The sequence below is a fragment of the Bradyrhizobium sp. 134 genome (genome assembly GCF_023074155.1).
Lineage (GTDB): Bacteria > Pseudomonadota > Alphaproteobacteria > Rhizobiales > Xanthobacteraceae > Bradyrhizobium.
On record NZ_JADPKX010000006.1, the window covers coordinates 47,694 to 61,585 of the forward strand.

At 65.7% G+C, this 13,892-nt stretch carries 12 protein-coding genes; 6 read left to right on the plus strand and 6 right to left on the minus strand.

Annotated features, from left to right (window positions below):
* Positions 1-12: 12 nt before the first annotated feature.
* Positions 13-1,962 carry a hypothetical protein gene (locus IVA75_RS00980; protein ID WP_247287377.1) on the minus strand — a complete coding sequence of 650 codons (1,950 nt, stop codon included), beginning with the start codon at positions 1,960-1,962 and terminating at the stop codon, positions 13-15.
* Between the two features lie 154 nt (positions 1,963-2,116).
* A complete protein-coding gene (locus tag IVA75_RS00985) occupies positions 2,117-3,199 on the minus strand; it encodes a YbhN family protein (protein ID WP_106946823.1) in 1,083 nt (360 codons plus the stop codon).
* A gap of 426 nt (positions 3,200-3,625) precedes the next feature.
* Between IVA75_RS00985 and IVA75_RS00990 the strand changes: the two genes are divergently transcribed.
* The 3 genes from IVA75_RS00990 to IVA75_RS01000 all read left to right on the plus strand — a co-directional run bounded on the left by IVA75_RS00990 (position 3,626) and on the right by IVA75_RS01000 (position 8,207).
* The gene (locus IVA75_RS00990; RefSeq protein WP_247287374.1) at positions 3,626-4,132 is read left to right on the plus strand and encodes a ferritin-like domain-containing protein; all 507 of its coding nucleotides are present in this window, start codon (positions 3,626-3,628) and stop codon (positions 4,130-4,132) included.
* Positions 4,133-4,291: 159 nt separating this feature from the next.
* Complete coding sequence (locus tag IVA75_RS00995; protein WP_247287373.1) at positions 4,292-5,695, plus strand: MFS transporter; 1,404 nt, start codon at positions 4,292-4,294, stop codon at positions 5,693-5,695.
* A 112-nt stretch (positions 5,696-5,807) separates the two neighbouring features.
* Positions 5,808-8,207: an EAL domain-containing protein gene (locus tag IVA75_RS01000; protein ID WP_027566870.1), complete on the plus strand. Its 2,400-nt coding sequence runs from the start codon at positions 5,808-5,810 to the stop codon at positions 8,205-8,207.
* Positions 8,208-8,209: 2 nt separating this feature from the next.
* Here the strand turns inward: IVA75_RS01000 and IVA75_RS01005 are convergent, their stop codons facing one another.
* Positions 8,210-8,644: a hypothetical protein gene (locus IVA75_RS01005; protein WP_027566871.1), complete on the minus strand. Its 435-nt coding sequence runs from the start codon at positions 8,642-8,644 to the stop codon at positions 8,210-8,212.
* Between the two features lie 79 nt (positions 8,645-8,723).
* Between IVA75_RS01005 and IVA75_RS01010 the strand changes: the two genes are divergently transcribed.
* Both IVA75_RS01010 and IVA75_RS01015 read left to right on the plus strand, forming a co-directional pair.
* Entirely contained in the window at positions 8,724-9,311 is a 588-nt protein-coding gene (locus tag IVA75_RS01010) for a hypothetical protein (RefSeq protein WP_247287371.1), read from the plus strand.
* Positions 9,312-9,391: 80 nt separating this feature from the next.
* Positions 9,392-9,991, plus strand: coding sequence for a YdcF family protein (locus tag IVA75_RS01015; RefSeq protein ID WP_247287369.1), 600 nt, complete (start codon positions 9,392-9,394; stop codon positions 9,989-9,991).
* An 80-nt stretch (positions 9,992-10,071) separates the two neighbouring features.
* Here the strand turns inward: IVA75_RS01015 and IVA75_RS01020 are convergent, their stop codons facing one another.
* Complete coding sequence (locus IVA75_RS01020; RefSeq protein ID WP_247287368.1) at positions 10,072-11,415, minus strand: PLP-dependent aminotransferase family protein; 1,344 nt, start codon at positions 11,413-11,415, stop codon at positions 10,072-10,074.
* A 183-nt stretch (positions 11,416-11,598) separates the two neighbouring features.
* Between IVA75_RS01020 and IVA75_RS01025 the strand changes: the two genes are divergently transcribed.
* Entirely contained in the window at positions 11,599-11,835 is a 237-nt protein-coding gene (locus IVA75_RS01025) for a DUF1127 domain-containing protein (RefSeq protein ID WP_027566875.1), read from the plus strand.
* Positions 11,836-12,772: 937 nt separating this feature from the next.
* Here IVA75_RS01025 and IVA75_RS01030 read toward each other — a convergent pair.
* Together IVA75_RS01030 and IVA75_RS01035 are read right to left on the minus strand one after the other, a co-directional pair.
* A complete protein-coding gene (locus IVA75_RS01030; RefSeq protein ID WP_007602088.1) occupies positions 12,773-13,198 on the minus strand; it encodes a universal stress protein in 426 nt (141 codons plus the stop codon).
* A 70-nt stretch (positions 13,199-13,268) separates the two neighbouring features.
* Positions 13,269-13,802 carry a histidine phosphatase family protein gene (locus IVA75_RS01035; protein WP_247287367.1) on the minus strand — a complete coding sequence of 178 codons (534 nt, stop codon included), beginning with the start codon at positions 13,800-13,802 and terminating at the stop codon, positions 13,269-13,271.
* Positions 13,803-13,892 lie beyond the last annotated feature (90 nt).

Consider the following 13,892-nt stretch of genomic DNA (forward strand, 5'->3'; position numbering starts at 1 on the left):
TGGCGCAGATGCCTACTGCTGCGCCGCCGGCAGCGGCGCGAGCAGCCCGCGTGTCACGCCCGGCGGTGCCGCATCCAGCCCCAGCACGGCGCTTGCGGCCGGCAGTGCCGCGTCCGCCATCGCGGCGTGGCCTTCGGCGCTCGGATGCACGGCGCCGCCATAGACGGCGGAGAGCACGCCCCAAGTCGCGTCGTGGATGTCGGTCGGCTGGCTTGCTGCCGGCAAGCCTTGCGGATAGGTCATCGCGGCGAAATAGCTGTCATTGGCGTCGCGGATCCAGCGCGCGCGCGGCAGATAGGCGCGGAATTCGGAGGCGCCGCGGCCGCACAGCATCGGCTGGCTCGCCGCGCTCACGATGTCAGGATTGAAGCTCTGGCCGTTCTCGGCAAAGCAGGTGCGGTCGAATTCGGGATCGTTGCCCGAATGCGCGCAGAAGCCGTGATCGGCGAACGCCGCCTGATGCGAATCCACGAAGGTCATGCGGTCGGCCTCGGGATCGCGGCACAGCGCGCCGCGGGTGCAGGTAGCGAGCCCCTTCAGTTGCGGCAGGAATTCGGTGTCGACGAAGGTCGACACGCGGGCGAGGCGCTGCGGATCGGCGTTGAAGGACGGATGGATGTCGAAGCCGGCGCGGCCGCCGCGGCAAGGCACGCCGCCATCGGCGAGCGCCGGGTTGGCGTAGGAGACGTAGACCACATGCGAGAGGTCGCCACCGACCAGCGGCTTCAGCGCCTCGCGTAGCTTGACGAAATTCTGCGGCAGTTCGCGCGCCAGCGCATCTCGGGAATCATCGACGCTCGCCATCACGCCGGAGCGCCGGAATATCGCGCGCTCGGTTGCGGTCTCGACGATCACGTCGGCGACGAGGCCGGAGAAATAGACGTCGTTGGCGCCGACCGAGAGCAGCACGAGGTCGAGCGTGCGCTCTGGCTGCCGTTTCCTGGCAGCGGTGAGCGCCTCGCGCAGCTCGGCGACCTGTGCGTTCACGCTGATGTTGCAGACGCCGGTCTTGCCGGGCGGGCATTCACGGGCTCGCTGCGAGCCGAGCAGCCCGTCGCTGATGCTGGCGCCAGTGCAGGCGAGCGGCAGAAACGTCACCGCGACGTGGGTGTAGCGTACCGCGAGCGCCAGCGCGGTGCGGGCCTGGTAGCTGTAGAGCGATCGATGGCAGGGCGAGTTGAACCAGAGCGCGCTGTAGCGCTGCCAGTTGGCAAGCGTATCCGGCGCTTCGCAGGCGCGGCCGCCCTTGAAGCCAGCGCGGCTTGGCCGGTAATACTGCGCGCCGGCGGTGCCGAGATAGGAGCGGAAGCAAAAACCTTCGTCCGACAGCGCCAGCGGCCGGTCTGGATTGCCTTCGCCCGAGGCGATGCTGTCTCCGAGGCCAGCGACGAAGATGTCGCGGACCTGGATCTCGGTCTGGACCCGCTGGGTCGGATCGGAGCCGGAGGAGACGTCGACGGTCGCGACCGTCTGCTTGCCGTAGCGGACCCGCAGATTGATCGGCTCGGCGCAGTCGAAGGTGGATTGTTGCGGCCCGTCGCCGTCGTCGAACGACCAGGCGCAGGTGGCGCCGACCGGCACCGCGCCGGCGAGACGCACGGTGACGGGATGGTCGAGGGGGGTGAGGTAGTTTTCCTTCGTGTTGTCGCGGGTGCAGGGCTGGTTGACCCGGCCCTGGAGGTCGATGCAGAGCCGGTTTACCATGTTCCGGGCCCAGCCGCGGCCCTCGCTCTGGAGCTCCAGCGATTGCTCGGCGGCGAGGATGCTGCGGTTACGTGCGTTCTCGACATGGAGCAGGAAGTCGCGCTCTTCGCGGAACAGCCTGAAGCGGTTGCGCACCTCCCAGCTGATCTGCATGGCGCCCGCGTCCTGCGCGGCCGCCCGCTCCAGCGGCAGGGCGGTGAGGAGCCCGGCGAGCAGCAGGGCACCAGCGAGGAAACGGCGAAGGGATACAGGGATCATGGCCCGCATTTTCAACGGCAAAGTTGAGGCGGAAATAAGAGAGCTGCTCTCCGCCTGCAACATCGGTCTGACGGTTTTGCTGGCCGGCGTCTAGCGGACTATCGTTGGAGCATGATCTTTCCGGAAAACCGCTTCGCACTTTTTCGGATCATGCTCAGCGCTTGCTGGCCTGCCGCAGCGACCGCTCGCGCTCCATCGCTGCCACCTGCTTGGGCAGGTTGGCCTGCGCGCAGGCCTCCGCCAGCCGTCGGCGCTCCTGCCAGGGCTCCACCACATTCATCCAGAGCTCGCGTGTGCCCATGATGGAGATGGCCAGTCCGAACGGGATCACGAAATAGAGAATGCGGAAGACAAGGAGCGTGGCCAGAAGCTGCTCGCGGCCGAACTCCGGCAGCGCCACCAGCATGGCGGCGTCGAACACGCCGAGCGAACCGGGGGCGTGGCTGGCAAAGCCGAGCAACGTCGCCAAAATGAACACCACGGAGAGCGACAGGAAGTCGATCTGCGGCGTGGCCGGCACCAGAAGGTACATCGCCAGCGCGCAGAATCCGAGATCGACGACGCCGATCAGGATCTGCACCAGCGTCAGCGGCGCTGACGGCAGCACCACCTTCCAGCCCTTCTGGCCCAGCTCGCGGCGCTTCTCGCCCATGCACAGCCAGACCAGATACGCGCCGATCGAGGCGAGGCCGCCGAGCGCAATCAGCCGATTGATCGACGACGGCAGCTGATCCATGTAGGAGGCGGCATCCGGATGGATGGCCATGCCGATCGAGAGCACGAAGATGTTACCGAGCCAGAAGGTCAGGCCCGACAGGAAGCAGATTTTTGCGACATCGATCGCATTCAGCCCGTAATCCGAATAGATCCGGAAGCGGATCGCGCCACCAGTAAAGACGGTTGCGCCGATATTGTGGCCGATCGAATACGACGTGAAGCTGGAGAGCGCTGCGATGCGATAGGGCACGTGCTTCTTGCCGATCGTTCGCAGTGCAAAAAAATCGTAGAAGGTCAGCGTACAGAACGCGAAGCATACGCAGATCGCCGCCAGCCCGATGTTACCGCGGGGGATCTCGGTCAACGCGGTCAGGATGACCCCGGTGTCGATGCCCTTGAGCGTCCGTACCAGCGTGGTGATCGCGAACGCAATGATGAAGACGCTCGCCGCAACGCCGAGACGCCGCCAGCCGATCCATCTCTTGAAGCCGCGCTTCAGCGCGGTCAGCAGTCCGTGCATTCATCCTCCCGGCGGGGGGCAAGACCGACCAGGCCAGACATTGGCCGGTCGGATGCGATCAGTGCCCGATGTGGGCTTGGATCGCTAGGCATGATGTAGCTCATTTAAGGCAAAAACAGTGACTTGTGCAGCCCTTGACAAGGATAGGTTCTGCCTTGGACCAGCTTGGACCAGCCACTTTGTCATACGCGGTTCACATCGGACGCGCGTTAAGCATATGAGTCGTGGGATCGGTCACGTCCGTCCGTGACATGGTCTCAGATCCTGCACGGCCAGCATTGTTCCAGCGCAAGGGATGCGGGCTTTTTTGGAACGACGATGCCCTGCGCTGGTTAGTGCCGCATCAGCAATCGAACATGGCGGAATAACCGGCTTCTCCTGCAAGCCGGCGCCTCCGTGTTCCCACAACCCGAGAGGATCGGACCGATGGGATTGTTCACAAAAGACATCAAAACCATGAACGACCTGTTCGTGCATCAGCTCCAGGACATCTATTACGCCGAGCAGCAGCTCACCAAGGCTCTGCCGAAAATGGCGGATAAGGCGACCGATCCGCAGCTGAAGCAGGGCTTTTTGACGCACCTCGAAGAAACCAAGGAGCACGTGAAGCGCCTCGAGGAAGTGTTCAAGATGCACGGTGCGCAGGTGAAGGCGGTCGATTGCCCGGCGATCGACGGCATCATCGAGGAAGCCGACGAGACCGCCGGCGAAGTGGCCGACAAGGCGGTGCTCGACGCCGCGCTGATCAACGCGGCACAGGCGGCGGAGCATTACGAGATCGTCCGCTACGGCAGTCTGATCGCCTGGGCGAAGCAACTCGGCCGCAACGACTGCGCCAGCGTGCTCGCCACGACGCTGGAAGAAGAGAAAGCGACCGACAAGAAGCTGACCACGCTCGCCGAGAGCAAGGTGAACCTGCGCGCGGCGAGCTAGGGCCAGGCGCAGCCAGGGTCAGGACAGAGCGTCGCGCGGCCGTCCGCGCGACGCTCGCGCATCACATATCCATCATGCATTCATCATTCGATCGTTGTCGTAACATGACGGCGGGTTGGAAGCGTATCGTTCGCATGGGGCTGCAACCGAGATGGCAGCATGCGAGTAAGCACCGTCAAATACGAAGCCTTCGGAGCCGGCGCGCCGCATGCCGGCTCGCGCCTTGCGACATCCCTCACCCTTGCCGCGATGAGCCTTGGTTATGGCGTGGTGCAGCTTGACGTCACCATCGTCAACACCGCGCTCGATGCGATGGGCAGGACGCTCGGAGGCGGCGTCGCCGAGCTGCAATGGGTGGTCAGCGCCTACACCATTGCGTTTGCCGCGTTCATCCTGACGGCCGGCGCGCTCGGCGACCGCATCGGCGCCAAGCGCGTCTTCATGGCGGGATTCGCCATCTTCACTGCGGCCTCGCTCGCCTGCGCGTTGTCGCCCAATGCGACCGTGCTGATTGGGGCGCGGCTGGTCCAGGGCCTGGCGGCGGCGATCCTGGTGCCGAACTCTCTTGCCCTGCTCAATCATGCCTATCCGGACGACCGCGAGCGCGGCCGCGCCGTTGCAATCTGGGCCGCCGGTGCGAGCCTCGCGCTCACTGCCGGCCCCTTCGTCGGCGGCGCGCTGATCACGCTGGTCGGCTGGCGTGCGATCTTCCTGGTCAATCTGCCGGTCGGGCTTGTTGGCCTGTGGCTGAGCTGGCGTTACGCCAGCGAAACCACGCGGGCGCGCTCGCGCGAGATCGATCTGCCGGGCCAGCTCGCGGCGATTGGTGCGCTGGGGGCGCTCGCCGGCGCGATCATCGAAGGTGGCGCGCTTGGCTGGGACCATCCAGCTGTGATCGCAGCCTTCGTCGCAGCAGCAATTCTCGCCGCGCTCTTCGTCTGGCGCGAGAGCCGTGCGGCACAGCCGATGTTGCCGCTGTCGCTGTTCAGCCACCGGCTGTTCGCGCTGACCTCGCTCGTCGGCCTGCTCGTCAACATCGCGATCTACGGCCTGATCTTCGTGCTCAGCCTGTATTTCCAGAGGATCAACGGGCTGTCGGCATGGTGGACCGGTCTCGCCTTCGTGCCGATGATGGGCGTGGTGCTGCCGGTCAATCTGCTGGCGCCGCGCCTCGCCGAGCGTATCGGCCCGTGCCCGACCATCGTCGTCGGCGCCTGCGTCTCGGCGCTCGGTTGCGTCGGCCTGCTCTGGATCGAAGCCGGCACGAGCTATTGGGCGATCTTTGCGCAGATGATCGCGATCAGCAGCGGACTTGGGCTGCTGGTGCCGCCGCTGACCTCGACCTTGTTGGGCAGCGTCGAGAAGGCACGCTCCGGTATCGCTGCGGGCGTGCTGAACGCGACGCGACAAACCGGGAGCGTGCTCGGCGTCGCGCTGTTCGGCTCGCTGGTGGCCTCGGAGGGCGCGTTCATGACGGGCCTGCACCTGTCGCTGGTCGTGTCGGCGGCCGTGCTGCTGCTCGCCGCCGCCGTGATCGGCCTCGGCGCGCCGGCGCGCGGATGAACAATCCGAGCGAATGCACACAGCTTCCGTTCACCATCCCCGAAACGGGCGTGTAGCCGGTTACCGACTGTCCATCTCTGTCGGTTCAAGTGCGGGTCGATAGGGGCCCGCAATGTATCAAGTTCTCTACTGTCTCACCGAGGAGCACGACTGGCGGCTCGTCGCGCTTGGCGGCGCGGTGTGCCTGCTCGCAAGCGCGGCGGCGATCAGCCTGTTTCACCGGGCGCGCGCGACACACGGCTCCGGGCGCCTGGTCTGGATCGCCCTGGATGCCGCCGTCAGCGGATGCGGCATCTGGGCGACGCATTTCATTGCGATGCTCGCCTACGGGCCGGGCGGCGCCGGCGCCTACAACATCCCGGTGACGATCCTTTCGCTGATCTTCGCGATCTCCTTAACCTTCGTGGGGCTGAGTCTGGCGGCATCCTCCGCGCGCGCGCCGTGGATCGTGCTCGGCGGCGCCATCGTCGGCACCGCGGTCGCGACGATGCATTATACCGGCATGGCGGCGCTGGAGATGCCGGCACGCGTCGACTGGATCGGGAGCACGGTTGCCGCCTCGGTGCTGTTCGGAATTGTCTTTGCGGCGCTCGCGCTGTTTGTCGCTGCGCGGCGCGACGACCTGTTCCATGCGCTAACCGCGAGCACCCTGCTGACGGTCGCCATCGTCGCACATCATTTCACCGCAATGGGCGCCGTCGTTCTGACGCCGGATCCGACGCTCGCGACCAGCGGGTTATCGATCCCGGCGGCCTCATTGTCCTTCTTCACAGCGGGTGCCGCGGTCGCGATCATCGCGATTGCGCTCGTGGCCGCGCTGCTCGACCGCCGCGCCAAGGGCGAATTGGGCCGCCAGCGGATCGTGCTGGACACGGCGCTCGAGAACATGTCGCAGGGACTGTGCATGTTCGATGCGGACGGCAAGATCATCCTGTTCAACGAGCGCTATGCCGCGATGCTCGGCCGCACCGACATCCTGCTCACCGGCCGGCTGCTCGTCGACGTGCTGCGAGAGGAGCAGGCGAAGGGTCAGTGGCAGGGCGATGCCGGCGAATTCTTCGCCCGCCTCGTCGCCGACGCGCGCGAGAGCCGCACCACGACGGACGTCGTGACCAGGTTCGGCCGCTCCATCCGGGTCGTGAACCAGCCGATGCAGGGCGGCGGATGGGTCGCGACCTTCGAGGACATCACCGAATGGCTGGAGGCCCAGGCCAAGATCTCGCACATGGCCCGCCATGACGCGCTGACCAGCCTGCCGAACCGTGTGCTGTTCCACGAGCAGCTCGTGCAGGGACTGCGCCGGACCAGATCGGGCGACCAGCTCGCGGTGCTTTGTCTCGATCTCGATCACTTCAAGGACATCAACGACTCGCTCGGCCATCCCATCGGCGACGCGCTGCTCAAGGAGGTCGGGCGCAGGCTGAAGGCCACCGTCGGCGAGAGCGACACGGTGGCGCGGCTCGGGGGCGACGAGTTTGCCGTGGTCCAGATCGGACGTTCGGAGGAAACCGCGGCAAGATCCCTTGCCGGCCGCCTGGTCGAGGTGATCTCGGCGCCCTATGAGATCGACGACCATCAGATCATCATCGGCGTCTCGATCGGCATCTCGCTGTCGCCGCAGGACGGCAGCAATCCCGACGAGCTGTTGAAGAACGCCGACCTCGCGCTGTATCGCGCCAAGGCTGACGGCCGCGGCACCTATCGGTTCTTCGAGACCGGCATGGATGCGCGCGCGCAGGCGCGGCGTCTGCTGGAGATGGACCTGCGCGCCGCCCTGCAACGCGACGAGTTCGAGGCTTACTATCAGCCGATCCGCGACGTCGTCAGCGGTCGAGTCGTCGCGTTCGAGGCGCTGCTGCGCTGGAACCATCCAGAGCGCGGCCTGATCGCGCCGATGAACTTCATTCCGCTGGCCGAAGAGACCGGACTGATCATCCAGCTCGGCGAATTCGTGCTGCGCTCCGCCTGCACCGACGCGGCCACCTGGCCCGACGATGTCGACGTCGCCGTCAACCTGTCGCCGGTGCAGTTCAAGAATCCGAACCTGATCGCATCCGTGACCGAGGCGCTGGTCGCGTCCGGACTCGACGCGCGCCGTCTCGAGCTCGAGATCACCGAATCCGTGCTGCTCCAGAACAGCGAGGCGACGCTGGCCACGCTGCACGACCTCCGCGCCATGGGCGTACGCATCTCGCTCGACGATTTCGGCACCGGCTATTCATCGCTGAGTTATCTGCGCAGCTTCCCCTTCGACAAGATCAAGATCGACCGCTCCTTCGTGTCGGAACTCGCGACGCGTGAGGATTCCATGGCGATCATCCGCGCCGTGACCGGGCTGGGCCGGAGCCTCGGCATCGTCACCACGGCTGAGGGGGTGGAGAACGACGCGCAGCTCGAGCTGCTCCGGCGCGAAGGCTGCACGCAGGCACAGGGCTATCTGTTCAGCAAGCCGCGGCCCGCTGCCGATGTCGCGATCATGCTGGACCGACCGCCGTTGCGCGCGACCGCCTGAGGTTAGCCGCGGCGCAGTGCGAAATGCGCGCCGCAGAACGCCATCACGGCACCGAGGCCTAGCGCGGCAATCCCCGCCAGCACGCCCGAGACCGTCGGCACCGGGCTCGGCGCCGAGGCCACCTGGCCTGCGCCCGCAAGCAGCAGCACGCCGACCGCGATCAGGAATTGCCGCATCCGTTGCGGGATCTGGCCCGAGACGGCGCTCTGCATCAATGTCGCCGTGAAATAGCCGCCGGAGAAGCCGACGGAGGCGATCAGCCACCAGGCGATCGCCGCGCCCGCCGGTATGAACTCGTGCGTATCCGAGTGCCAGAGGCCGCCGAGGTCGAGCCCGTAGCGCGCGCCCAGCATGTGCACGGCGAGCGCGAGCAGCACGCCCGAGATCACGGCGGCGCCGAGAATCAGGCGGCGCGGAAAAAAAATCGTCTCAGCCATGTCCCGCTTGTAGGATGGGGCAGGGCGCTCACGCAAGCGGATCGCAGATGGGATCGCCCGGATTGGATCGATTGTGAAGATGCAGGATTCGGGAGCTGAGGCGGCTGCGGGCGCGAGCTACGCCTACAAGGCGTCGCTGATCGGCTCGGCGCATCGCTTCGAACTGACGGAGGAGGGGCTGTCCTGGCACATCGGCGGCCGTTCGGCCCTGTGGCGTTATGACGAGATCAGTGCAATCCGGCTGTCGTTCCGCCCGGTGTCGATGCAGCAGCACCGCTTTCGCGCCGATGTCAGCCACACCGGTGGCGGCCGTATCGCGATCCTCTCGACGAGCTGGCAAACCGCGGCCCTGATGGCGCCGCAGGACAATGGTTTTCGCGACTTCATCGTCGCGTTGCACGCGCGCATGGCGCAGGCCGGCAGCCACGCCGAGTTGACCGCGGGCCTCGGCCGAAGGACTTACGCGACAATGCTGGCTTTTCTTGCGGTGCTTGCAGTGGCGATGACGGGACTCCTGATCCGCGCGCTCGCGATCGGCGAATTCGCCGGGGCGCTGTTCATCATCGGCTTTGCCGCGCTGTTCGCCTGGCAGATCGGCGGGTTCGTCCGGCGCAACCAGCCGCGGAGCTACAGCTTCGATCGCGTGCCGCGCGCCTTGCTGCCCTAAATGGCCTTGCTGCCTTGGGTGCAATGGGCCGCAACCAAACGTGACTTCGCGCCGTTGCCCCGGTGTCGCATCGTGCTGCCATGTCAACCATGGACCGCGGCACGCGTAGGCCTTCGGCGGATGAGATCTCCGAGATCAACCGCGCACATCTGATCGATACGCCGCTGCAGCCGGCGGACCTCCTGTTCATGTTCGGCACCCGAGAGGACGTCACGCTGCGGGCCGATACGGCGGCGCGACTATGGCGCCAGGGCTATTTCCGCTGGTCGATTGTCAGCGGCGGCGTGACGGCGGGCTCGGAGCAATCCGAGTGCACGATCATCAAGGCGGCGATGGTCGCGGCGGGCATTCCGGCTCACCGAATTCTCGAGGAACATCGTGCCCAAAACACCGGCGAGAACGTGATCCTCTCGCTGCCGATCATTGACGCTGCGCTCGGGCTGCACAATGTCCGCAGCGTGATCTGCCTCGGCAACACCTGGACCGCGGGGCGCTATCCGATGACGCTGCACCGGCACTGGCCGGAGGTCGAGAAAATGCTGCTCACTGTCGACAGCTTTGCGACGCCGCGCGCGCTCTGGCACACCGATCCCGAATTTTGCCGCCGCATGCTGCACGAATGGGACAAGATCGAGCCTTACAAGGCGAAGGGCTTCATCGCGGAATGGCCGGAGGCCTGAGCGGGGGAACGGCATCAGATTATTGCTTGACGCGTCTTCTTGACGCGAACCGGTACCCACTTCGCTCGAGAACGCTTTAGCTACTCCGTCGAGTCGAAATCCTCTTCCTTGGTGCCGAGCAGCGATGCGATCGTGCGCAGGCCGGAATCGAGCTGCTCGAACGAGGGCGGGGCGAGCGCGAGCCGCACCGCGTTCGGTGCGTGGCCATGGGCGATCGCGAAGGTCGAGGACGGTGTCAGCGCGATGCCGCGCCGGGCTGCTGCGGCGACGAAGGTCTGCGAGCGCCAGTGTGCCGGCAGCGTGAGCCAGAGGTGATAGGAGCGCGGATCGGCGGCGAGCTGGTAGCCGGCGAGCAGCCTTGCCGCAGCCTGCTGGCGGCGCGCGGCGTCGACGCGTTTCAGCCGCGTCAGCTCGGCGACGGTGCCGTCTGCCATCAGCCGCTGCCCGGACGCCAGCGCATGGCCGGACGCGATCCAGCCGCCGGTGCGGACCGCGCTCATCACGCTCTCACGCAATCGTGGCGGCGCGACCAGGATGCCGAGCGCGAGGCCCGGCGCGACCTTCTTGGACAGGCTGTCAATCACGATGCAGCGGTCGGGTCCGAGCGCGGCCAGCGGCGTGTCGTCGGCCAGGAAGCCGTAGACGGCGTCCTCGATGATGGTGAGATCGAGTTTCTCGGCGACGCGCATGATGTCCGCGCGCCGTGTCGCGTTCATGGTGACGCCGAGCGGGTTCTGGATGATGGGCTGGAGATACAGCGCCGACAGATGCGCCTCGCGATGCGCCTTCTGGATGGCGTCGGGGCGCGCGCCAAATTCGTCGATCGGTATCGGGACCAGCGTCACGCCGAGCCGCGCGGCGATGCTCTTGACGTAAGGATAGGTCAGCGCCTCGACGCCGCAGCGGCCGCCGGTGGGAACGAGGGCTGCGAGCGCGGCCGCGAGCGACTGCTTGCCGTTGGCGGTGAAGACGATCTGCTCGGCCTGCGGGGCGAAATCCTTGCGCGCGAGATAGGCGGCGGCTGCATTGCGCGCGCTCTTGGTCCCGGTGCTGGTGGAGACGCGCAGCGCGGATTCGAGCGCGTCGACGCGCTCGAGGCCCGCAAGGCTCTTGGCGATCATCGCCCATTGCTGCGGCAGCAGCGGGTAATTGACCTCGAAATCGATCCGCGCGTCGCGCGGCTCGCTCAGCGCCTCGACCTCGCGCCTGATGGCGCCGGAGATGAAGGTGCCGCGGCCGACTTCGCCGACGACGAGGCCGCGGCGGAGCAACTCCGTATAAACCCGGCTCGCGGTCGAGACCGCGATGCCACGGTCATAGGCAAAATTGCGCTGCGGCGGCAGCCGATCGCCCGGTCTTAACGTGCCGTTAGAGATATCGAGAGCAATGGCATCGGCAAGCTTCACGTATTCGAACTTGGACATTATTGCACCGAGAGCAATGTTTCACTTGCTCCGAGTAGTGTAGTGGAGCATTTAAGTTCCATCAAGCTTCACGATTGAGCCGAGGAGAGCGAGAGCAATCCGAGGCAAATGAGGTGCAGGCGCTCGGGCGCGTGCGCCAACGGCATCCGCTTCGCCGCGTGGACAACAGGCCGGAGAAGGACAATGACCACGATCTCGCAGACCGCCGGGCGGAGTTTACGCTCATCCTCGTCGGACGGATTTTTCCGCAAGCTGGCCAACGGCGCCTATGCGCTGTTCGACCGCCTGGAGCAACGCTCCGCCGTCAAGACGCTGAACGACCTCGATGACCGCGCCTTGCGCGACATCGGGATCACGCGCAGCCAGATCGAGGACGCGGTCTACGGCCAGGCCAAAGCAGAGCTGACGCGGTATCTGTAAGCGCTTCGCTCGTGTCCCGGACGCGCTGCAGCGTTCTGACGCTGCTGCGCGGAGCCGACGAGACTGAGTTTTCGGGCACACCTGTTTCAACATCGTCATTGCGAGCGCAGCGACGCAATCCAGAATCCCACCTCGGAAAGACTCTGGATTGCTTCCGCTGCGCTCGCAATGACGGCGTTTGGGGGTAGCACTGTCGCTCCTTAGCTCGCGCCTTCATCGCAGACACACCTTCGCCCTCTCGCGGCTTGTTTCGCCCGAGCTTTGCTTCATCGCCTTGCCCTCAGTTGAAAGAGGGCGCAGGGAAGACCGGGCGCCGGCTGGCACCCGCGGTCCACTGTGCGAAGTTGCAGTAGGAAATTTGCACAGCGGCATACAGGTGAAGCCAAAACGTCCGGCCTTCCCTGCGCAGCGGTTTTACGGCTTATGCCGTGCTCTCCCCGGGGAGCGATGCACTATTGCCCCCGTCGCCTTGCGGATGGCTGATGCTGCGAACCCGGTCGGGCCGCCACATCACCACAAGACTTGACGCACAGACCCCGGGCGTCAGGACGACACGGTTTTGCCGTACGCTGATCACACCGGTCGTGTGCGCGACGCTTTCGCTCACGGTTGCCCGCCCTGCGAAGCCATTCGCGCCGGTGTGGACCAGCGTCCGCCGCTGTCCGGCCCGCGTTCGTGACGATCGCGATACGCCCCTCTTCCTTGGGCCGGGTTGCCGCGACACATACGTTATTTCCGAATTTCGGTAAAGTGGAATATCTTTCGTGGCAGGTCTTGACCCGCTGCTTGGGTGTTTTGCCTGTCAGGCAATGCAAGGGCTTGTAGCCCGGATGAGCGAAGCGACATCCGGGAATCGTGACACGAGCTAGCCCGGGTATTGCTTCGCTCACCCGGGCTACGACCTGGCAGCTTGCACTGCTGAGTTTCGCCGCAACCCTCAGTGCCTCACCACCAGCACCGAGCATTTTGCGTAGCGCACGACATGCCCGGCATTGGAGCCGAGGAAATAGGTGCGCATCGCCGGCCGGTGCGAGGTCATCACGATCAGCTCGGCCTTCATGTGCACGGCTTCCTCCAGGATCTCGTGATAGATGCCGCCCTGGCGCACCACGCTGGAGATGCGGGAAGGCTCGATGCCGGACTCGCGTGCGACGATGGCGAGGGCTTCTTCCGAGGTCTGGCGCTGCTGTTCGTCGAAATCGGCCGGCACGTATTCGGCCAGCATCACCGGCGTCATTGGCAGCACGTTGAGCAGGCGCACCACGCCGCTCCACGTCTGTGACAGCGTTGCCGCGGTCGCGATCGCCGGCTTGGCCAGGTCGGTGTCGGCGAGGTCGATGGGCACGAGGATGGACTTGAACATCTGCGCCTCCAAATCTTCCAGTCAGGACGTCTTGCCAGCACGTCGCGCGATCAACCCGATCGAAGCAGCCTTAACTTCGAAGCAACCTCGGACTGACGAACAGCACCAGCTTGCCGCGGCGGTAAGCCACGTCACCCCAATCCTTGACGTCAAAGTCGAAGATCGCAAGCCCCGACGTGGGCAGGTTGTCGGCGAGCGCCTTGGCGGCGGCGGGATCGCCGCCGCCCGTCAGCATCAGGGCGATTTCGTGCATGCCCGGATTGTGGCCGACCACCAGCAACTGCTTCGGGTCGGCCGGGACGGTTGCAGTGCGAATGGATTCCAGGATCTGGGCGGGATCGGCGGCGTAGAGTTCCGGCAGGATCTCGACCTGCGGCGCGGCGACGCGGTCCTTCATGGTCTCCCAGGCGATGTCCCAGGTCTGCCGGGCCCGGACCGCATGCGATACCAGCACGGCCTCGGGAAAGGGGGGATGGGAGGCCATCCAGTCGCCGATCTCGGCGGCATCCTTGTGGCCGCGGTCGTCGAGCCGGCGGTCCTGGTCACGGCCGCTCGGCGCGTCGGTCTCGGTCTTGGCGTGACGCAGCAGCAGCAAACGGCGCATGGCATTCTCGAATCGTTACACGACCAGGATAATCTACAGGCGCTGGTCGAGGACAAGGTGACAAGCGGCCGCTCAGTCCTTTAAGAAACG